This window comes from Rubinisphaera italica, assembly GCF_007859715.1.
In the GTDB taxonomy this organism is placed as follows: Bacteria; Planctomycetota; Planctomycetia; order Planctomycetales; family Planctomycetaceae; genus Rubinisphaera; species Rubinisphaera italica.
Genome location: NZ_SJPG01000001.1, coordinates 398,984 through 417,701, shown reverse-complemented (window position 1 = coordinate 417,701; position 18,718 = coordinate 398,984). Strand labels below are relative to the sequence as shown.

Annotated in this window: 18 protein-coding genes and 1 pseudogene; 4 read left to right on the top strand and 15 right to left on the bottom strand. The window is 48.9% G+C overall.

Annotated elements, in window-relative coordinates; all coding sequences use genetic code 11:
- Positions 1-314: 314 nt before the first annotated feature.
- The 7 genes from Pan54_RS01650 to Pan54_RS01620 form a co-directional block, all read right to left on the bottom strand.
- A complete protein-coding gene (locus Pan54_RS01650; RefSeq protein WP_146501840.1) occupies positions 315-986 on the bottom strand; it encodes a ThiF family adenylyltransferase in 672 nt (223 codons plus the stop codon).
- The gene (locus Pan54_RS01645) at positions 983-1,654 is read right to left on the bottom strand and encodes a hypothetical protein (RefSeq protein WP_146501839.1); all 672 of its coding nucleotides are present in this window, start codon (positions 1,652-1,654) and stop codon (positions 983-985) included. Before Pan54_RS01645 ends, Pan54_RS01650 begins: the two co-directional genes overlap by 4 nt.
- On the bottom strand, positions 1,590-2,630 hold the full coding sequence (locus Pan54_RS01640; protein ID WP_146501838.1) for a hypothetical protein: 1,041 nt from the start codon (positions 2,628-2,630) through the stop codon (positions 1,590-1,592). Before Pan54_RS01640 ends, Pan54_RS01645 begins: the two co-directional genes overlap by 65 nt.
- A 114-nt stretch (positions 2,631-2,744) precedes the next feature.
- Complete coding sequence (locus Pan54_RS01635; protein ID WP_207310018.1) at positions 2,745-3,035, bottom strand: molybdopterin converting factor; 291 nt, start codon at positions 3,033-3,035, stop codon at positions 2,745-2,747.
- A 42-nt stretch (positions 3,036-3,077) separates the two neighbouring features.
- Positions 3,078-3,266, bottom strand: coding sequence for a hypothetical protein (locus Pan54_RS01630; protein WP_146501836.1), 189 nt, complete (start codon positions 3,264-3,266; stop codon positions 3,078-3,080).
- The gene (locus Pan54_RS01625; protein ID WP_146501834.1) at positions 3,245-3,550 is read right to left on the bottom strand and encodes a hypothetical protein; all 306 of its coding nucleotides are present in this window, start codon (positions 3,548-3,550) and stop codon (positions 3,245-3,247) included. The genes Pan54_RS01630 and Pan54_RS01625 overlap by 22 nt, the downstream gene beginning before the upstream one ends.
- A gap of 133 nt (positions 3,551-3,683) precedes the next feature.
- Complete coding sequence (locus Pan54_RS01620) at positions 3,684-3,992, bottom strand: hypothetical protein (protein WP_146501832.1); 309 nt, start codon at positions 3,990-3,992, stop codon at positions 3,684-3,686.
- A 410-nt stretch (positions 3,993-4,402) separates the two neighbouring features.
- Between Pan54_RS01620 and Pan54_RS01615 the strand changes: the two genes are divergently transcribed.
- A complete protein-coding gene (locus Pan54_RS01615) occupies positions 4,403-4,624 on the top strand; it encodes a hypothetical protein (RefSeq protein ID WP_146501831.1) in 222 nt (73 codons plus the stop codon).
- Positions 4,625-4,806: 182 nt separating this feature from the next.
- Here the strand turns inward: Pan54_RS01615 and Pan54_RS01610 are convergent, their stop codons facing one another.
- Together Pan54_RS01610 and Pan54_RS26190 are read right to left on the bottom strand one after the other, a co-directional pair.
- Positions 4,807-5,778, bottom strand: a complete 972-nt coding sequence (locus Pan54_RS01610; protein ID WP_242631191.1) for an ISAs1 family transposase — start codon at positions 5,776-5,778, stop codon at positions 4,807-4,809.
- Positions 5,715-5,969, bottom strand: coding sequence for a transposase family protein (locus Pan54_RS26190; protein ID WP_242631190.1), 255 nt, complete (start codon positions 5,967-5,969; stop codon positions 5,715-5,717). Before Pan54_RS26190 ends, Pan54_RS01610 begins: the two co-directional genes overlap by 64 nt.
- A gap of 540 nt (positions 5,970-6,509) precedes the next feature.
- Between Pan54_RS26190 and Pan54_RS01605 the strand changes: the two are divergent.
- A pseudogene (locus tag Pan54_RS01605) lies at positions 6,510-6,719 on the top strand (sugar transferase); the annotation flags it as partial.
- A gap of 19 nt (positions 6,720-6,738) precedes the next feature.
- Entirely contained in the window at positions 6,739-8,058 is a 1,320-nt protein-coding gene (locus tag Pan54_RS01600; RefSeq protein WP_146501825.1) for a nucleotide sugar dehydrogenase, read from the top strand.
- Positions 8,059-8,089: 31 nt separating this feature from the next.
- On the opposite strand, the gene Pan54_RS26020 is transcribed toward Pan54_RS01600, so the two are convergent.
- The 6 genes from Pan54_RS26020 to Pan54_RS01575 form a co-directional block, all read right to left on the bottom strand.
- Positions 8,090-8,494 carry a transposase gene (locus Pan54_RS26020; RefSeq protein WP_207310017.1) on the bottom strand — a complete coding sequence of 135 codons (405 nt, stop codon included), beginning with the start codon at positions 8,492-8,494 and terminating at the stop codon, positions 8,090-8,092.
- Between the two features lie 192 nt (positions 8,495-8,686).
- Positions 8,687-9,859 carry a transposase gene (locus Pan54_RS01590; RefSeq protein ID WP_165441526.1) on the bottom strand — a complete coding sequence of 391 codons (1,173 nt, stop codon included), beginning with the start codon at positions 9,857-9,859 and terminating at the stop codon, positions 8,687-8,689.
- On the bottom strand, positions 9,751-10,122 hold the full coding sequence (locus tag Pan54_RS01585; protein ID WP_146501821.1) for a transposase: 372 nt from the start codon (positions 10,120-10,122) through the stop codon (positions 9,751-9,753). Before Pan54_RS01585 ends, Pan54_RS01590 begins: the two co-directional genes overlap by 109 nt.
- A gap of 72 nt (positions 10,123-10,194) precedes the next feature.
- Positions 10,195-10,374: a hypothetical protein gene (locus Pan54_RS01580; protein WP_146501819.1), complete on the bottom strand. Its 180-nt coding sequence runs from the start codon at positions 10,372-10,374 to the stop codon at positions 10,195-10,197.
- Positions 10,375-10,509: a hypothetical protein gene (locus Pan54_RS26520; RefSeq protein WP_261343165.1), complete on the bottom strand. Its 135-nt coding sequence runs from the start codon at positions 10,507-10,509 to the stop codon at positions 10,375-10,377. It abuts the gene before it with no gap.
- Between the two features lie 501 nt (positions 10,510-11,010).
- A complete protein-coding gene (locus tag Pan54_RS01575) occupies positions 11,011-17,871 on the bottom strand; it encodes a choice-of-anchor Q domain-containing protein (RefSeq protein ID WP_146501817.1) in 6,861 nt (2,286 codons plus the stop codon).
- Positions 17,872-18,344: 473 nt separating this feature from the next.
- Between Pan54_RS01575 and Pan54_RS26515 the strand changes: the two genes are divergently transcribed.
- Positions 18,345-18,467, top strand: coding sequence for a hypothetical protein (locus Pan54_RS26515; protein ID WP_261343164.1), 123 nt, complete (start codon positions 18,345-18,347; stop codon positions 18,465-18,467).
- The last annotated feature ends 251 nt before the right edge of the window (positions 18,468-18,718 follow it).

The window sequence follows — 18,718 nt, the reverse complement described above, 5'->3', positions numbered from 1 at the left end:
GGAGGAACCCAAGCGACTCAGCAGCACGGAGTAATTCAGACAGCGGCTAATCAGCCAATTGGCCCAAACGTCCCATTGAGTGGGACAAAAAAGACGCTCATTGCAAGTCATTATAAAATAAAGACTTGCAATGAGCGTCTTGAATGATGCGGAGAGGCAGGGATTCCCTGAATGCAATTATTCAAATCACTATATATTGCAGAAAAAGCCTTTATTTATAGAGTAATTCGATACTTTCAATATTTCACCTAAGACTCGAAAAGTTCTAATATTTCCGTTACAACGCCACAAAAACGCCACAAACAAATCTATTATCACTTTGAAAATGAGGCATAAAATATATGCAATTCATTCGCCAGCAGATTCAGACTAAGGTCGGCATCGTTTGGCATGCTACGTAACCAGCGAGTGAACTGGTGCAGCATCAGACCGGCGGCGATGTTGGCCGTGTAGATGGTGCTGCGGGCGGTGCACTGGCCTGACTGGGCTTCGGACTGCCGGAACAGAGTGGTGCTATAGTGCTGTCGGGAAGTGGGATCCGTGGCTGTCAGGATTCGCATCGATTCTCCCAGCATGCGGCCGTCGCTCCAGAATTCGCAGCGGTCCTGAAGGGATCGCCAGATTGATTCCCGGGTGCTGATCCGGTCGACGCAGCAGAAGACGACCGTTCCGATCTGCATGCGGAAGCGGAAGCGGTCGGCGATTGTCGTCACTGCGATTGTAGGATCGAGTTGCTGGATGCGTCGGGCCGTGGCCTCGACTTTAAGTTGTCCCAGATCCTGACGGTCGTAACCCTGCGTCGTGATGTTCGTCGGCTCGACTTCATCAAAATCGATCAACTGCAATCGCGGAACTCCCAGAGCGGCCAGTTGCAGGGCGACCTGACGTCCGATCGCTCCGACTCCGATCACGGTTGCCTGCAACTCTTGGATCCGCTCTCGGGGCACGAGGTCGGCTTGTCGGGTAAAACGATTTTCAATATTCATGCATTGAACTCCAGAATTGAGTGGGGATTGTCAAACAGGTCGCCATACTCCCAGAGTTCTTCCGGTTCCATCAGGCTCTTCCAGTTCTGGGATTGGTCGACCACATTCTCGTCGTACTCCTCCTGCCAGGCCGCATAGTCGGTCCCAGCAAACGGCTGCTGGTAGTCGATCGAGGTTTTGATCCGCATTCGAGCATCCTGCATGCGGTTCCAGCGGAGCTCGGCGTAGCGTTTGCCTTCTCTGGCCAGGATGAACATCACTACCCAGTCACACTCCCCGAAACTGGTTTCCATCGTGTCCAGATCCGTAGGGCTCGGTTCCGGAGACTCCCCCGGATGCGTGTGGATCCAGATCCGAGCAAACTGCTCGGGTTTCAGGCCGCGGTCAATTTGCTGATCGAAGTAATCGGCAATCGCGTCCTCCGCAAAGCTGACGGTCACGGCTGTGCAGATTTGCGGCAGCAGCACCAGCTCTTCGACATACAGCAGATCGTCTGCAGAGGAGATTCCGAAGCCCCCCACTTCAGTCGGGCCGGCATCGCGCAGATAAATCAACTTGGCCCAAGCCGTTGGGCTGAACTTCAAGGCCGGTCGATGAAAGCGTTTACGGCGAGGTCGTCGTTGCAGGCGTCGCGGGAGGGGGGATTTGTTGAGGGTGCGTCGTTTCATAATGGTTGTCCTCTTCTTCGAGTTCAGGATCAGTTTCAGAAAGGGTTTCGTAACAGGCTTCGCAATAGCCATCGGTCAAGCAGTGGCTGCAGAAGTCGTGATTGCATTCGCTACACGTATTGAGGCAATCACGGCAATGGGGTGTTGAGCACTCCTCGCAGGATTGCAGGCAGGAACCGCAGAGCGAGTCGTGACAATTCCGACAGGAATCACAGCATTGATGGCAGAAGGGATCTTCACACCCACTGCAGAGGGTGAGGTCGTCATCGCCGCAACTGGTCCCACAATCCAGACAGGGGGTGCCGTACCATTCTTTGAGCGTGACGTAGGCCGAATCGTCGTTGTAGGTATTAAGCGTGTTGGCAACGATCAGAAAGAAATCGCAGTAACGTCCTTGAGCCAGTGCCGCTTCGATACCCGGCTTCGCTTCACCTTCACAGAGGATGCCATCGGAAATATGCGGATGCACGAAATCGGAATTGGCATTCGAGGGAGCCGGATCGAGAGCGTGGATGTCATAACTGGGACCAGGTCCATCATTTGTCCAGTTGTAAACAATATCGAAGCGACCAAGCGCGATTCCTTCGAGAGTGATTTCGTCCGTCACGACACGCAGGATGCCGTGACGCAAATCGATAATGACTTCCGTGAACTCACTGGGGAGAGCGATCAGCTCTTCATAGATCAATCTCAGGTCCGGAGTTACAACTCGTGGTGTTGACGATTGTTCGAGATCGCGCGTCCATTGCCGGAAGTCTGTGGCCAAACGCTCCATTGTGGAGATCAGCCGCTTGTTAATGATTTGCACGGCCATTCGCCACTCGTGGTCTTGAGCCAGTTGTTTTTGCCGCAGCAATCGCTGGAGCCGATTCCAGTCTTTATCAGGAAGATCGATCTCCTGATTTGGCGGATCGACGAGCATTGCCTCCCGAATAGAAATCGCAGCTCGCAACGCAAGTCGCTGAAAATCATTCATAGGAAGCCTTTCTCAAAAAGTGTTTGTGAAAGAAAAAGGGCCAGGCAGCCAGATTCAGAATCTGACCACCCAGCCCACAAAACCTCAGAGAGCACTCACTCCCCCAATAGTCCATCAACGCCCTGCAGGAGCAAACAAATCTTCCTCAGTCTCCCGACGCCCATGCGACTGCCCCAAGCACTCCTCGAGTGCCCCTTCGATTTTTGTGGGGGTGAGGGAGACGCGGTCGCCTTCTTGGAGGAGGTAGTCTGAGCTGACCAGTTGGCGGTTGACGCGAATGAGGTAGTCGGCTGCGAGGCCGTGCTTGAGGCGTTGGTTGACGAACTGGGAGATGGTGGTCTCGGGTTCGATGGAAACGTAATCCGCGAAACCGCCGCCGTCGTTATTGATATAAAGAATCTTCAAAATGGGCTCCTTGTGTGGAAGTCGTGTGATGGAAAGGGTTTGTCATTTGCGTCGAGTTCGAAGAGATTGATGACGATTCAGGCGAATGTCGCCGCACTGGATGTTGCCGATTAGGAGCACGGCAAAGGTGATCCCGAAGACAAGATAGGACTGGGATGCAGCTCCGATGATGCCGGCGATGACCAGCGAACCATGCAGGTAGGCGGCATTCAACTTGTGCCGAGCGGACATGCTCCTCCTTGTCGGGTTTGAGACATGAGAGATTCTGGTGACATCCAGCAATCCTCCGGCATGGGGTGTCGCAACCGATGGACACCGACGCCTTGTTGACGATCGAGTTCATCCCAGTCGAGGATAGGAATATCGTCATCGATGACATCGGGATACAACGGCACAAATCCACGCGAGTGGATCGTGTGAACCGATTCACCAGTCGCCCGGGCGACGGCTCGATCGAGATCGCGTTGTCGCAGCGGACATTCGGTTTCTGAGCAGTAGTGATTGTGAGAAGACATGTGGGTTCCTTAATTAGAAAAGTGCATAAAAAAACTCCCGTAAAACGGGAGTCAGGGAGCAGACTGCTCCACAGGGGGCAGTCGTGAGCTGGTCAAGTATAGACCAAACGAGAACGAGCTTCAGCAAACCGGCTCAATAATCCTCCGGCAGCAACACGGTCGTGAGCGTGTAATCCGCTTCCGTGATGATCCAGAATTTGTGCTGATCTTCAGTGTGATACACCGAGAAGAGACTGCCACCCGATTCCAGAGCCATGTCGTTAGCCTGCCGATCTTCAGGACAGCAGTCGCCCCAGTCTCCAGTAAGGTGACGCTTGAGAGCGTTGAGAACTTCAGAGGGAGAAAGCTGTGAAAGAGCATTGGGGGTGATGACGATCTGGCCGGAAGGGAAGCGTAAGTGGCCAGAAGGAGAGGAATCAGCTGAGTCGTTGAACGCGATCATAAAACCTTTCTGTTCAATAGAGGGGGATTGGGTAAATGCATTCAGGACGAATGAAAGCATCGGAGACAATGAAAGCAGGATTTTCCGTATGGAGAAGCCAAACAGCAGATTCGGCAAGCAGCGATCGTAAATCGGTTTACTGAGATCGGAAAATCAGTTCATGAATTCCAACTGACAGCGAGAAAAGACTGTGACTGAAGAGTAATGGATCTCCATCATTCTATGATGACACGTTTTTGCCGATTGTTTAGCTTTTACGGAAATGATTTCAACAGGAGCCTAGAGTCTCAAAAAAGTGAATCTGCTTTGTTCACTCCTGCCCGTCGCCACAGGTTATCAGGATGAATAAAAATGTCGGTACTCAATGACTGTATGTTCGTCATTGAACTGGGTTCGTTGGATAGCGTGGCATGACGCAAATAGAGTTAGCCCAGATCATGCGGACTTATAAAGAGCGAAGGAGACCGGTACGGCGGCTCTGCAGAACGGAGTCTCTGCAGACGCAAAAGCTGCGGCGGCAACTGGCTCGAAAAGGATTCAAGCAACTACTTGAGAAAGCGAGTCGTAAAACACTACGAATACTCAATCTCCTGCTGGCCCGCTTGTGTGAAACCAGCCGGACAGCCGCATGATGGCTCACTATAATCGACATCCCGCTCGCCAATCGACAGTTCTGGGCAGAACGTTGCCAATAATGAAGGATGCCTGAGGATTAATAGATCTCCATCACCTTATGATGACACGTTTTTGCCAATTGTTTAGCGAATGCTTCCAACCTGTCGAATTGACCGATCACCCAGGGCCAGCGCGTACTTTAAGCGATTGAATTTGTCAGCACTTCCCATAAAAATTCCTCGTTCCACGCACAACGCCGTCGCTTCATTGCGATGCTTTGTTTCGTGGGGTGCTGCTTGAGCAATGAGAGTGTGAATTTATTGAGCCACGCAAAACTCTCTCGAATCCACTCCTGTCGGATACGGGACTCATCTTCGCGAAATACCATATCAAGAATCCAATGGCAACTGTTTTCAATCGCCCAGTGACCACGGACTGACCGGGCAAATTCTTTCACACCCATTGTTAGGCTGCTGATGAAATAGCGAACATCCGATGTTGTCTTCCCGTTCTTGACTGTCGTCAACATGGCCACGCCAATCGTCTTTAAACCAGTCCACTCATGTGGACTGACGATCTCCTTCGGCAGCGGCATCTGTACGTAAATGCGGCGCTCCTCTGGACCATATCCCGTTTCCTCGGTCATGTGTCGGCGAGCAGGAATACTTTTGAAGTCGTCGTCGAGCTGAGCATCGACATATTCTTTGACCGCATGGTGAAGCTTCTCGTGATTCCCATTGAGTGCCAGCACGTAGTCGCCCCCTTGCTCAACGATCTGACTTGCAATCGCCTTTTGGCATCCCATCGCGTCAATGGTGATAATGGCTCCTTTGCAATTGACGAGCTTCAATGCTTCGGGAATCGCCGTAGTCTCATTCGATTTCTCCGTGCAGGCGGTTTGAGCCAACGTCAGTCCATAGTCGCCCGCCCAGACACTCACCGCATGCAAGGCTTTCAATCCTTTGGCCTGATCGTGGCTGCGACGGGCCGTTTTTCCATCGACGCTGAGAATCGTACGACCCACTCCAGTGGACTTCCGGGCGGCTTCTGCCAGCCCTGAGATCCAGGTATGAAAACAACGCTGAAACGGTTCAGGGTTCAGAGCGATTAGCACACGACGAAACACATCCTTGCGAGGAATCCCGTGCGGAAGATCGAGGATGGAATGCAACCATTCTGCTTTGTCGTTTGCCCATTCAGCAATTCCGGTCGGGCCACCATTGCCGCCAAAACACCCATCACGGAGATCATCAAGACACTCGGCAACGGATGCTTGCGATTCGTCTGCGAGCGAGGATATTCCAGTTCTTCAAACGATTCCAACAGATCGTCGACATCCAATTCAAACTTATGGATGGCCATCCCTGTGCTCCTCTACGATGAATGCAATTCAATAATTTCGCACAGGATGACAACTCAAGAACCATGGCGCAAGTCTACCCAAGCTGCGTACTTGACTCACAAGTGCGCGCTGGCCCTGGCTGAAATCCCTCCCATATTGACACGATTTCAGCCGACTGATAGCTTAACCGGAAATCCAGCTTGCCTGTGGGAGGGAACATTGAATGCGGAATGAGTATTCTAGTTGAATACTTCTTCTAACGTCCCAAATTCAATCTTGACCATTTCTCTGCGGAACTGTTTTCAACAGAAAGGTACTCCCGCTTGTGGAATGAGCAAAAGCAGGATTAAGAGTGTTTAAGGTTAGAGCTGTTCAGAGTAGAATGCTCTGGAGTGAAAGCAGGGGAAGTCCAGTACTCAGTATTCTTCAAAAGAACCTTAGATCCTGTAGTCGCTAGTCTGCTAAGATAATTCTTAAATCCGTCATTGGAATTCTCTATGCACACGTGAGTCTGAATCTCGGAGCTCCCGTCTGTTATTGTGCAATAACGCACTGGGAAAGATGGCAAAAGCTTTCAAATGGTAAAGTTTAGCAACATGAATTCGAGTGTCGATGCCTCTGCAAAACCTTTGCCGGATGAACTTCGACTGACTCAGTTCGGCAATTTCTTAGGCAAAGCCTCGCTGGATGAATTGCCGGAATGGATCAATATGACCCGCGGTCAATTGAGCCTCGTCGGTCCGCGTCCCGTAGTAATGTTTTCCATTTAATTCAACAAGGTATGGGACGATGCTCAAGAATCTCAAAAACAAAATTGAATCGCAGAATAGCATTATTGGAATCATCGGACTGGGCTACGTCGGCTTACCATTAATCAGTGCTTTTTTTAATAAAGGCTTTCAGGTCATTGGATTTGATGTTGATTCCAAAAAAGTAGAAACCCTCAATGCAGGCAAAAGCTATATCAAACACATCAGCAATGAAGAAGTTGATAAATGGCGAATCTCTGGAAAATTTGAGGCCACTACTGATTCGGCTCGTCTGGCAGAAGCAGACGTTTTGCTCATTTGCGTTCCGACTCCATTGAACGACACTCGTGATCCCGATTTAACCTATGTAGAAAAAACAACCGAGTCAATTGCCAGAACATTGAGAAAAGGACAATTGATCATACTGGAAAGTACGACTTATCCAACAACGACCCGTGACGTGATGCTTCCAATCCTTGAAACCTCAGGCTTAAAAGTGGGTGAGGATTTTTTCCTCGCTTACAGCCCGGAACGCGAAGATCCTGGCAACCCCGACTTCACTGCCGCTGGCATTCCTAAAGTGGTCGGCGGATACGATCCACAGAGTCTTGAACTGGCAGTGGCGCTCTATTCTCAATCGATCGTCAAAGTAATCCCTGTCTCAAGTTGTGAAGTTGCTGAAGCCTGCAAAATTCTCGAGAACACGTACCGGGCTGTGAATATCGCTCTAGTGAACGAACTCAAAATGCTGTTTGACCGCATGGGCATAGACATCTGGGAGGTCATCGATGCCGCTAAAACCAAACCGTTTGGATTTCAGGCATTTTATCCTGGGCCTGGATTGGGCGGTCACTGCATTCCGATCGATCCATTCTACTTGACTTGGCTGGCACGCAAACAGGGGCTGACAACGCGATTTATTGAACTGGCAGGAGAAGTCAACTCACGAATGCCCGATTATGTAATTACGCGGCTGGCTGAGTTTCTGAATGAACAGGGAAAGCCGATCAAGAACAGCAAAATCCTTCTTCTCGGCGTTGCTTACAAAAAAGATGTCGACGACCCGCGGGAGAGTCCTTCATTCTTTCTGATGGAAGAACTCCTGAAACGCGGAGCGGAGCTTTCTTATAATGACCCTCATGTGCCCCATCTTCCGAAAATGAGACACCATGACCTACCCGAAATGTCAAGTTGCGAATTAACAGAGAAATTACTATCTGAGCAGGATTGTGTCCTTATTGCAACTGACCATAGCGCATACGACTGTAACTTTATTACCAGTCATTCTAAGTTTATTCTTGATACCCGCAATTTTACAAAACTTGCAACTATGACTACTGGCATCATCCGTAAGGCTTAGTATGCGGAATTGAAGTCCATAATGACCTTATTCAGAGAACGCACCTGTGCAAAGAAGGGGCAGAAAAGATAACGCTTTGGGCGGAAATGTGGCACTGAGTTGGCGGAGTTTCGTTCGCCACATAAAAGATGCGACGGACCCTTCTTGCGATAAGTGTCTGCTGTTCGTCTTTTAGGATGTCTCGCTCTCGTTCGACACGTCGAAGCTCACTCTCCAACTCCTGGACACGTGCCTCCAGCGAACTGGCGACCGGCCCGCTCCGCTCAAGTTGAAGCTTCTTCCAGCGATACAAAACATTGATGTTGGAAATGCCCAGACGCTTCACCACCGACACTGCCGTATGGCCATCCAGCAACATTTGCACGGCTTCTTCTTTGAACTCATCTGTGTACTCACGACGTCCACGCTTGACGGTTGATGTTTTCTTTTTGGTCATTCTGATGTCCTTCCAAGTGACACAGAATAAGAGATTCAAGTGTCCCTGAAACCGTCACCACCTCACCTCGCCTCGATCTACTCTTTTGGGCAGAACGTCGCCCGTAAAGAAGGGTACCTGAAGGTTAATAGTTCTCCATCACTCTATAGTGACACGTTTTTGCCAATTGTTTAGCAGCCCGTTGAATTTGTCTTAACGGGTCGTTTTGACTTGATACAAGATTGCGTTTTTGTGGATTCCAAATTGGTTCCGGAAATTTGTTTTCAGGTCGGTCTGAAGCCTGTTGATGGTTTCTCGGCACGCTGAGATTCGTTTCTGAAGCATCTCCAGTGGAAATCTCGACGCAAAACGCCGCCAGAGTCCCATCAAACCTCGTGGGGTGCCTGCTCCCAGTAGTTTTCTAAGGACCAGACTCAGGTTTCGCGCAGCCGCGTGGATGCTGTAACGTTTGCGGATCTCTCCGAGTCCTCGTAAGCGACTTCGTCTCGCGCCGCCGGTTTCGCAGCTGTGAGCAAAGCTGCGTTCCACTCGCTCGCTGCGCAATCGTTGTTTCTTCCGGCCGCGACGGCTGCGGGTTTCCAGCCGATTCATGAGCCGCGACCAGTAATGGAGGTCTGACCGTGAGAGTTTTGTCGCGTTGGATTTCTCTGGGATGTGAGCTGTCAACTCCATCCACTGCAGTTGTGTCAGTACCTCCGCTTTGTAATACCCCTTGTCGGCCACGACATTCATAATCTCCGCATCCATTTCGGCCTCGTCCAGATTGACCTGAGCCGAGACGACATTGCCGATCAGCGTCTGCGTGTCATGATCGGTGCCGTGATGCACTTCGGCATGCAGGATCAGTTCGGTCTCCAAATCGACAACATGTTCGATCTTGTAGCCCAGATGTGTGCGTCCATCCTTCATTTTGACGATGCGGCTGTCCGGATCTGTTGGCGATTCCCAGTCGGTATTCGAGACGTTCTTCTCGCCGTTTTTGGATCGTTTACGATCAAAGCGTCGCAGGTCTTCATCGTTCGGCTCGTCATCCTCTTCGATTTCACCGGCTTCAATCATCAAGCCTTTGAGGTATTCTTTCCAGTCTTCTCCGGTCTGTTTGCGGACAATGCTTTTCATAGCCGCGTTAGCTTCGATCATGGTGGAGTCGACGCCGATATCCAGGCCCGTCAACGAGAGTTCTTCACTGGCGATTTTGAGCACAAACGTAAAGACTTGATTGTGCACACTGAGCGGCAACCGTTTGCGAATGCGAGTCAGCGAAGAATGGTCGGGTGTCGCTTCGGTGATTTTGAACCCGAGGAATTCTCGCAGTGAAAAACTGTCGGCACATCGCCAGGCCGGCGTCTCCCGAGCAGACGACAATCTGCACAGCCGCGTTGGGAATCGAGCCCTTCAAAATAGCCGATCAGCAGCATCCGAAAGTAAACCCCCGGCGGCACACCCGGTCGTCCTGAGACAGCGGTGTAATAGGGCGAGCAGAGTTCTTCCAGAAACGCATCGAAGTTATGCTCGGCCAGCAATCGGTTCAAGCGTTCGTAAAACACATGCCGAGGAGTTCTTGGCAGTTCCTGAGTAGGAACAAACAGTTCCTGCTGCCGTTGAGATTTCCGTCGTCCCAGACTCATCGGAATAGCCCTGCGAAGAAGAAAGTAGAGAGAAATAGACCAATGGAAAGTTAGTGGGATTCTGAGAGTTTTTCAACGGGCTGCTAGCAGGCACAAGGTTTGATGATGTTTCCAGCCGGTCCAGTTACGAACTTCATAGTCGGCCAGGCCAACCTGTCCTTTGGCTCTCTGAAAACATTCTTCAATCCGATGTTCGACTTTGGCGGCCCGAGCAAATTCCTCCAAAGGTGTTTCCACAGTCGCGTTGCTCAATTAGTAATCGGTTTTCACAACTCTGCTGTCTCGATCCTTGTAGAGAATGACAAAGAGAACCTGTTCAGCAGCGGTTGGTCGACATCGCTTGCCAGTTTCCACCTGACGCTTTAATGCATCGACGATCAGCGGCACTTTCTCACCATCTCGGACTTCCAGTTTGATACAATCGTCATCACTGCATTCTTTGAGTCAGCGGTCAACCCGAGTGGATGTTCGTTTGGACGGCCGACCATTGCCACAATATTCCGGTGGTGGAACATCTCGATCACGAATGGTGGTATTGCTTGGTACGGCAAGGAGATATTGCTCACTCACTTCCCGTAATTTTTGGCGAAAATCCGCAGGTCGGAACATAATCCCTGAACTATTTGGATCGCGTGACTGACCTGTTCATGCCGACGGTAATGGTTGACAAACAGTTCCATACTGCTGTAATTGATTTGTTATCGCGGAAAACAGTTCAATCGAAACCTGACATTCGGCTACCCATTCCTTTTGACGAGTCTCGAAACAGCCGTCCATTGCCAACTTCTAAATCGAAGTTTGAATGCAGTTAAAAACTCAGTAATAATTTCTCACATAAGAATTTAGCCCCACAAGAGCAACCTTGATCAGTCGCAATGGTAGAGATGATCAATTCAATCCGACAAGTGATACAGCCAATTGTTCTGTGTCAATCCTGTCATTGAGAATAATATCGACCTCGAAGACAAATGTTACATTCTGATTTGAATTCGGAGTCAGGAAGCTGGTTTTAAACTGGTCATCATTGTCGAGCATGACATTTGGCCCTGAAATTTGTCTCCAGCGATAGATGGCATTATTGATTTTTGTCACTTTCAACTCGACACGTTCCAGAGGTCGATAAAATTCAGGAACCCGATCAACTTGAATGTTGCTCCATGTGACAACTTGAGGACCTTGCCCACGTGGTGTAGGAGATGATGTTGGACCATAATTAGTCAATATGAGCGTTCTGATGAACGCTGTTCCATATCGAAATTGACTTGGCTGATTGCCTACTCCTGAAATTGTTCCTGTATACTGAGTCAACTGTCCCGATACCGCTTCATATTTCAGAGCATTATAATTGTAAGTTCCCCCGGAAGTGTTGTTGGTAACTGCTGCTCCTACAGACAAAGTCCCTCCAGTCCAGGCATTTCTTAATGTGATCGTATTGTTCACATAATCGACTTGTCCTGGCCCCCATGCTCCGTTGGCGACGTCGAAGATCACGTTTCTCGTATAAGTGTAGTCATCATAAGTGTTACCCGACGCGTTTTGATATCTGTACCAGGCGAGAGTCCGAGCATGCCCCGGACCACCGTTATTCCAGCCAGCTACATTATCCAAATGAATGACAGTATCGCCGTTTTTGAGCTCCTGGGTCAATCGAGTCTGAGAGCTTCCTGCGAATTGAGTGACATGCCACGGGGCAATAAATCTGTGGTCAACATCATAGCTAGCAAATCCAAAATAATGCCGATTGATTGAATTTGCAGGATCACTTGAGATTGCCGATCCGGAAATGACGTAATCATCATCGAGATTCACTGCGACGAACTCATCACCAATTACTGTGGTACGATTCGTTTCAGAAAACTCTTCTTCTCCATTAAATGTTGTATAATCAAGAGCAGAATCAGTAATGGCATTTGAATTAAACGTGCCCGCAAAAATTCTAACGCTTATCGAGTGTGTGACAATTTCGGCGCCTCTTTGTATGGTCACTTCAAAATCTAACGTGTCATTGACGTTCGTAAATGGTGCGACAAAGTTTGCAATGGGTTGATTATCATTATTGATTTGAACCTGTGGACCACCAGTCTGAGTCCATTGATAAGTTGCCGTCGGGTCTTGAATCGCTTTCAATTCAATGGACTCGCCTGAACGATATTCTTCGATCGTACGATCAATTTGAACATTGCTCCAGTTAACCCGGTTCACTCCATTGTTTTGATAGTTTGAGAGGATCAGGCTGCGGATAAAGGCTGTTCCATACCGGAACTGATTTGCGAGATGTCCAAAACCACTCACTTCACCAGAATAAGAATTCGATTGATTGGAAACGAGACCATTTTTGATCACATTGTAATTGTATGATGGACCTGAACTGTTATTTGTAAATGCTGTGTTTGCCTGTAGATTTGGACCTGCCCAAGGTGTTCGTAAAGTAATCGAATTATTGGAGTAATTGATGGCACCAGCATCCCAGGCTCCATTAGCGACATCAAAAATCACATTTCGTGTATAGGTGTAATCATCGTAAATTTCTCCAGCAGCGTTGGCATATCCGTACCAGGCAAGCGTGCGAGCATGGCCTGGGCCCCCGTTGTTCCAACCGGAGACATTGTCGAGATAGATAACTGTATCACCTGTTTTTAACTGCCTTGCTAATCGAGCCTGATTACTTCCTGCGAACTGCAGTACCGTCCAGGTGTTAATCAAGTTCATGTCAGCATCATAACTGGCAAAGCCGAAGTATTGGCGGTTATTGGGATTATATAGCCCGCCCATTCCGTCACCGGAAAATGCGTTACCGGAAATCGTGTAACCGGCTGTAGGGTCAATTTCAATAAGTTCATCGCCAAAGATGGTACCACGATTCGTAGTTGAGAAGTTATACATCCCGTTGAATGTTGTATAATCCAAACCAGAGTCGACAAATGCATCGACAACCTCAATCCGTTGCTGGTCGATATCCTGAATGAATTGACTGAATACAGTCGTGGAAGTATCGATTGTCAATGAAATCGGACCGAGCTGAGCATCGGCAGTATACATTAAGCCATCAAGAGCGGCATTAATCGCTGGAGCTGTCCCCATTATTTGAATCATGTTGGAATTATTCCCAGACGAGGATATCAAACCAGCGGTCGTCGCTAGCGTGAGAATTCCTCGTGGAACCGTCAAATTCACGGTGTATTCCGTAAAGTCACTGGGAGAATCCAGCTCGATTGCGTTTCCGTTGGCATTGGAAAATTCGATCGTGCTATTTTCGAGCATTGCGATCACACCACCGGGAATGACGTTATCGACAGCATCATTAATGGTGATGAATTGAGTTTCGGTATCCGTCAGTGATGTGTTGTCGGTCACCTGGACGCTTACTTCGTAGACGTTGTCGCCATCAGAGTCGACTGGATTTTCAAAATCGGGAGTGAGATTAAAGCTGAGCAGTCCATCGCTGGTGATGCTGAACAGTGCGTCGTCCGCCCCATTTCCTGAGATCGAATAAACCAGAGTATTGTCTGGTTGATCGGGATCGGTCGCCTGCATTTGTCCAACATCTATCACATGTTCAAATTGACCGAAGAAGAATTGCGTTAGGGTGGGAGGCGTTTGAGGGGCGTCCTCTTCCAAAGCACCAATGTCGATTCTAGCATTGACCACACGATTAAAGCCTGTTCCTCGCTGATCTGTATTAGGAGGTGTTGCAAAGGCGGGATCGCCTGCATCAATCGCAGCAGAACCTGCGAGCAAGGAGTGTGTCAGTGTCGGTCCACCATTGTTGACGAGATTGGTGTTGAGGATAGTATTGATGTCTCTAATACCGACACCGTTCACACCAACGATGTTACCGTTGACTCCGTCCATTAAACCACCAGCCGAACCAGAATCTCCAATAAGGTTGAAACTGGAAACCGCCTGAATGGCCGAAGAGGTGATATCATCAGAGGTGTTCCCTGTACCTACAACGTTACCTGCGACGAGTGAATTATTGAGTTCGATCGTTCCGCCCAAAGTACCAATTCCTCCTCCGACACCACTAAAGAATCCAGCATCTGCATCCGCTCGGTTCCCAGTAATCGTACTGTTAAGGATGGAGACTGTTGCCCCTTGAGTAAAAAATCCACCTCCGTCAAGGTTTGAAGAATTATTTGAAATCGTACTTTGAGTAATTTCACTGGTTCCAACAACCGCGAATGAATAAACACCTCCCCCTTCACGTGAAGCAGTATTGCTGTGAATTGTGGAGCGATCTATATTGAAGAGTCCGAATGTATAAACACCCCCACCAGTTCCCGCAGAAGAGTTATTTGAAATTGTCGATTCCAAAATGGAAAGTGTTCCATTGAACAACAGGTAGACTCCGCCGCCGCTGCCTGTTGAAGTGTTATTTTGAATTTGAGATCCCGTGATAAACATGTCGCCGCTGTCGACTGCAATCCCTCCACCATACGAAGCTGAACCCCCAGTGACAGTGACACCATCCAAATTGAAGGTCGCTTCATTGACCAAATGGAAGACTCGATCGATACCATCTGCGTCAATAATGGTCTGACCGATACCATTTCCTGTAATCGTAATGTCTTCAGTGATATCCAGATCGCCAGTCAGTCCAGCATCATCATTGAGACCAGTCAGAGAGAGGACGATCGGTGTTCCATTCAAGCCAGGCGCAAAGGTGATCGTATTCGCATTGGGATTTGAATTCGCTGCCAGAATCGCTTCACGAAGCGAGACACCGGCACCGACCGCCGGGTCGATCGTACCATCTTCTTCGTCCACTGCCGTCGTGACTGTAATCGTAGCAGGAGTAGCAATGTCATTGTCGGTAATGGCGACTGTAATATCCGCTACAGTGAAGCTGTCATAGTCAGCATCGGTACTGGTCACCGTATGCATAATCGTGCCATTGTGGGCACCTTCATTGAGATAGTCATCAACAGCTGCGACCGTCACTTCTTGAGCCAAGTCCCAGTTCGCAGATGTGAAGACGAGAGTCGTTGGGGCGAGATTAAGTTGGGTGTCTCCGGCAATGGTGATGGTGACATCATCGGTCGGTTGTGAATCCAGAACAATCGTATAAGTATCTGTGGCTCCGCCTTCAGTCACATCAGTGGAATCTCCTGATTCTACAATCGTAATCCCGGGTTGATCAGTCTCATCCATCAACTCAACGCTGGCATTGGCCAGTGTCCAGGCACCTCGACCAAGCGTACCCGCGACGAGGATGTCATCAGTCGCATTATATTCGAGTTCATAAACGAGAGCGTTGGGAAGATTATCGCCAACCTCAGTCCAGGTGCCGAGCGAGGAAACCATCGAGGAAAAGACCCCCAGATTTCCGCCAACAACCAAAACACCCGAGACGTACTCGATCGTCTGAATCGCATTCCCTGCAATGGACATCAGGTTGCCTGTGATGTCCGTCCAGGTCACTCCTGCATCAACAGACTGGTAGACCTGATTCGAGTCAATCGCGAAGACATTGGACCAGTCCTCTGTATTCATGATGACATCTAGAATATCGCTACTGTCATTCGTGTTCGGATCCCGAAATGCAACTGCCCCTCCCATTGTTGTACGGACTGCTACGTCGTCGCTAACTCCGGCATAGAAAACATCTGCATTGGCGACTCCATTCTGAAACCCGCCGTAATCGACTGCATTTTGTAAGAATCCGGCAAAGGCAGTTGCTCCGACCTGAGCAATTGTGTTTCCCTGGTTTAAGGATTCATAAAGACCATTGGCGCCATGAATGATCATTCTTCTCGGATCAATGCGATTCAACTCGACAGGAGTACTGAATTGAGGAATCAATGCTGAACCACTTGTCACAGTCAAAGCCGGAAAAGCAACACCTATCTGAGTGTTCGCGGCATTCCATGTCGTTCTGCGAAACCCACCTAAGTTTTGAAAGCTACTGTAGCGAATGGACTGGTTCGAACCTGCCAAAGTGACGTTATCAACCGCAACATCACCTCCGTCACCTCCAGAAAGGAAGTCCCAGACTTTATCTCCAGCAGTCACCTGAAATTGAGTTCCGTTATCCTGGGCACCAGCAATGATTGTTTTGGTGAGACTGTCATAAGCAATGTCATGAAACTCAGCAACTCCCAAAGAGCCAGCCAGAGAGAACCAATCTCCCGTATTGTCTCGGGGACTGGTACGTCGGAAGATTCCACCATCATCGACTTCCAGAAGATTTCCGTTCGCATCAAAGGTCATTTCTCTCGAATCGGCATGCGGAGCAGTCCCATTGGCCGTTCCTCCGCTGGGATCAAATTCCACTTGATCATGCGTCAAATGATCCCACTGTGGTGAGGGGATCTGACTCGGGTCACGGGCGATACTGGCATCGCCACGGAAAATTGCCCCGCCGTATGTGTCGTCACCAATAATATTGTTGATTTCCTGGCGATCCCCACCAACATAGAGGATGTCTTCGTTTGTGGGGTCCACTGTAATTGAAAAGTGAATACGTCCCTGAGCTCCAGTTTCATCAATATCTTTAGCTCTTGGGCTAGGTCCTGTAACCCGCGTCCAGGTTCCTCCACCTGTGTACGCTCCATTTCCTTGACTTGTTTCCAGAGAAAATGTGTTGGCATCTATTCTGTTGACTCTGAAAAATCCATTCGCTGCTGTATTTCCCGTAACACCATTAACGACAACAAAGTTTCCTGTGTTCAGTCCATGTCCTGCAGAGGTGATCACAATTGGAGATGTATTGCTGGCATTAGTTAGAGCAGTTGCACTTCCCAATGGGAGGACAGGAATATCCATGCGAGTCCAAGTCGGATTTCCACTGTCACCTGTGTTCGTATGAAAAATACCCCGTGGTTGTCCACTGACCAGGACGGCGACATACAGACGCCCGGTTGTTGGGTGAACGGAAATTTCAATATTATTGGAAGCGGCCAGCAAATCATCCATTTCTGCATCGATCGCCTGGCCGGTAATCTTGGTCCAGGTCGAACCAAAGTCATCAGAACGGTAGATACCACCGGGACCTCCGACCCCCTCGGCAGCTGCGTAAAGCCGCTGACCAGTCGGATCACTTTCATCCACCACAAGATCGGTGAAGTTATCATTGGGTGAATTGAAATCTGCAGCATCAATCGCTATGAATGTTGCTCCGTTATCTTCACTACGGAAGATTCCCCCTGCAATAGCAGATGAGGTCACCACAATGGTGTTTCCGCGTGCAGCAATTCCTGAAATATTTTCAGCGGATGCCAGCAATCCTGCACTGGGAAGTTCTATCCAGGTTGCTCCACCATCGACTGTTTTATAAACAGGACCTCTAATCCCGCCACGTCCAGCAAAACTGCTATACTGTGCAGTACCCGCGACCAGGGTGTCGAATGAGGAATCCGAAAGATCAAAAGCCATGGCTCCTATGGAAAGAGAACCAAGAAAGTCGGTTTGAGGTGTCCAGGTAGGATTCACAGAAGTGGCGTCTGTAGTTTTCCAAATCCCACCATTCACCGAGCCTATATAGAGAATGTCCGGATTGGTCGGATGAGCAAGGACAGTGTGAATTGCTCCGGTGATTTGTCGATTAGGTTGCGTGCCGGTCTCTAACTGACCATTTTGCGTTGGTGCAGGACCTTGATCTGTCCAAACAGCCGCCAGCAATATTCGCTGTTCACAGACTTCGACATTGCTGTATCCCAGAGATCTCTGCTGGCGACGGTTCGACTTCAATTGATGACCACGCAGGAAATGCTTAGAAACCAAACCTTGTAACCACAAATGAAATTGCATGATAGCGAGCCTATACCTATTAATTTAAATAGAAAATCCAGCAAATCAATGATTGAGTTGTTCAAAAAATCCTGAATGATCCATCACACCTGTGTAATCAAGAATTCATCTTCACAATCGCCAGTGCTTTTTTATGCATATAATTGCGAAGCATGCGGGCAAAATGAATTCCTTTAGAATCCAACCCGTTGAAACTGCTCAATTTAGGACAAAAAAGAGTCATCCATTGTGGATTCAAGATTTGACCATAAACAATAGTGAAGGTAGTTTCAAATTCTAAGATGAGAAAGATATGAAAATTAGAGCAAATAAATCGCACTAAAATTTTTACAGATCATTTAAAAATCACTCACTGCCGAAGTAGCCCGCTTATTTCCTTGGCGAAGTCCGATATTTCCGGCCAGTTCGGTCAATTGTTTCGAACCTTTCAAGTCGGACTGAGATGGCGAGGTGATCTCCGGGTGGGTCGCAGCATGTCTAATTTTTTTGCCGATGGCTTTTCGATCAAGCAGTCTCTCTGTATCCAATTGACCAAGGCCACACCCAATGATTCTTCATTTGCGCGGATTCGCAATCGACTTCCGCTCGAAATTTAAGAGCAGGCATTTCCGATTGTGCTGGCGATCGTTGGGGAATCATTATTTGAAACGAGTACTATTGTCGGTATTGACTCCACACAGGTCGAATCCATGCTGTGATAAACGTCTCCGCAACCATCCTCGCGAAGCCTTTAAAGCTTTTCGGAAAAGCGGATGATCGAATCTGGCGAGATCGACAAGGACGACGCTCCAAGTGACGACGTCTTACGAAAGTTCGACCAGAAACACAAAGACAAGAAGGGTTCAAA

Coding starts and splice junctions, on each gene's coding strand:
- Pan54_RS01645 (WP_146501839.1), bottom strand. CDS start 1,654: ATGAAACGACGCACCCTCAACAAATCCCCCCTCCCGCGACGCCTGCAA.
- Pan54_RS01630 (WP_146501836.1), bottom strand. CDS start 3,266: ATGTCCGCTCGGCACAAGTTGAATGCCGCCTACCTGCATGGTTCGCTG.
- Pan54_RS26020 (WP_207310017.1), bottom strand. CDS start 8,494: ATGACCAAAAAGAAAACATCAACCGTCAAGCGTGGACGTCGTGAGTAC.
- Pan54_RS01650 (WP_146501840.1), bottom strand. CDS start 986: ATGAATATTGAAAATCGTTTTACCCGACAAGCCGACCTCGTGCCCCGA.
- Pan54_RS01575 (WP_146501817.1), bottom strand. CDS start 17,871: ATGCAATTTCATTTGTGGTTACAAGGTTTGGTTTCTAAGCATTTCCTG.
- Pan54_RS01600 (WP_146501825.1), top strand. CDS start 6,739: ATGCTCAAGAATCTCAAAAACAAAATTGAATCGCAGAATAGCATTATT.
- Pan54_RS26190 (WP_242631190.1), bottom strand. CDS start 5,969: ATGGCCATCCATAAGTTTGAATTGGATGTCGACGATCTGTTGGAATCG.
- Pan54_RS26515 (WP_261343164.1), top strand. CDS start 18,345: ATGTCTAATTTTTTTGCCGATGGCTTTTCGATCAAGCAGTCTCTCTGT.
- Pan54_RS01585 (WP_146501821.1), bottom strand. CDS start 10,122: ATGAGTCTGGGACGACGGAAATCTCAACGGCAGCAGGAACTGTTTGTT.
- Pan54_RS01620 (WP_146501832.1), bottom strand. CDS start 3,992: ATGATCGCGTTCAACGACTCAGCTGATTCCTCTCCTTCTGGCCACTTA.
- Pan54_RS01640 (WP_146501838.1), bottom strand. CDS start 2,630: ATGAATGATTTTCAGCGACTTGCGTTGCGAGCTGCGATTTCTATTCGG.
- Pan54_RS01615 (WP_146501831.1), top strand. CDS start 4,403: ATGACGCAAATAGAGTTAGCCCAGATCATGCGGACTTATAAAGAGCGA.
- Pan54_RS01625 (WP_146501834.1), bottom strand. CDS start 3,550: ATGTCTTCTCACAATCACTACTGCTCAGAAACCGAATGTCCGCTGCGA.